1 protein-coding gene is annotated in these 1,521 nt (G+C 66.2%); it reads left to right on the plus strand.

The features are described from left to right. The coding region (locus ER13_RS17260) for a DNA gyrase subunit A (protein ID WP_035311374.1) at window positions 1-1,456 on the plus strand (1,456 nt) is incomplete at its 5' end. Between the last annotated feature and the right edge of the window lie 65 nt (window positions 1,457-1,521).

Consider the following 1,521-nt stretch of genomic DNA (forward strand, 5'->3'; position numbering starts at 1 on the left):
GACTGAGGACCTGGGGCGCGGCGTGTGGCGGATCATCGTCACCGAGATGCCGTACCAGGTGCAGAAGTCGCGCCTGATCGAGGCGCTGGCGGACCTTATCGAGCACAAGAAGGCGCCCCTGCTGGGCGACGTGCGCGACGAGTCGGCCGAGGACATCCGCCTGATCCTGGAGCCCAAGAACCGCACCATCGAGCCCGAGATGCTGATGGAGAGCCTGTTCAAGCTGTCGGATCTGGAAGTGCGCTTCCCGATCAACATGAACGTGCTGGATGCAGACGGCACCCCGCGTGTCATGGGGCTGAAGGCCTGCCTGAGGGCCTTCCTGGATCACCGCCGCGAGGTTCTGAACCGCCGGTCGCAGTGGCGGATCGCGCGGGTCGAGAAGCGGCTGCACCTGCTGGAAGGCCTGCGCATCGTCTTCCTCAACATCGACGAGGTGATCCGCATCGTTCGCGAGGAGGAACAGCCCAAGGCCGTCCTGATCGCGCACTTCGGCCTGACCGAGGTCCAGGCCGATTTCATCCTCGACACCCGGCTGCGTCAGTTGGCGCGTCTGGAAGAGATGACGATCGAGAAGGAGTTCAAGGAACTCTCGGAAGAGCTGGCGCACCTGCAGGCCCTGACGTCTTCGGAAGGCAAGCAGTGGAAGGCCATCTCCAAGGAGCTGGAGGCTGTGCGCAAGGCGCTGATCTCGCCGCGCCGGACGACCATCGCCGACGCCGTCGACACCTCGGCCTTCGTCGCGCCCGAGGCTTTTATTCCCCGCGAGGCGATCACCGTCATCCTGTCAGAGCGCGGCTGGATTCGCGCCGCCAAGGGCAAGGTCGAGGATCCGTCGGAGCTGAAGTTCAAGGAAGGCGACCAACTGGCCTATCTGGTGCCGGCCTATACGACCGACAAGCTGCTGGTCGGGGCGTCGGACGGGCGGATCTTCACCATTGGGGCCGACAAGCTGGCGTCCGGTCGCGGGCATGGCGAGCCGCTGCGGCTGATGATCGACCTGGATGAGAAGGCCGAGATCATCAACGTCCTGGCGCACCAGCCGGGCGGGAAGCTGCTGATCGCGTCGAAAACCGGCTATGGCTTCATCGCGCCGGAAGACGACACCCTGGCCCAGAAGCGGGGCGGCAAACAGGTGCTGAACGGCGACATGCTGGCCATGCTGCGCATCCCGCAGACGCCGACGGCCGACCATGTCGCGACCATCGGCGAGAACATCAAGACCCTGATCTTCCCGCTGGACGAACTGCCCGAGATGGGGCGCGGCAAGGGGGTGCGGCTGCAGAATTTCAAACAGGGCGGTCTGGCCGACGTCACCGTGTTCAACGCCGAACAGGGGCCGGAATGGGCCGACGGCGGCGGACGCCGTCGCAACTGGCCCGACTGGAAGGACTGGCTGGGCAAGCGCGCCGGCGCCGGCCGTCAGGGGCCGCGAGGCCTGAGGAAGTTCAGGTAGAGTTGGCCTCCCCCTCCCCCTGCGGGGGAGGGGGGCGGAGGCGTAGCCGAAGCCGGGTGGGAAGG

The organism is Brevundimonas sp. EAKA, assembly GCF_000698025.1.
Lineage (GTDB): Bacteria > Pseudomonadota > Alphaproteobacteria > Caulobacterales > Caulobacteraceae > Brevundimonas > Brevundimonas mediterranea_A.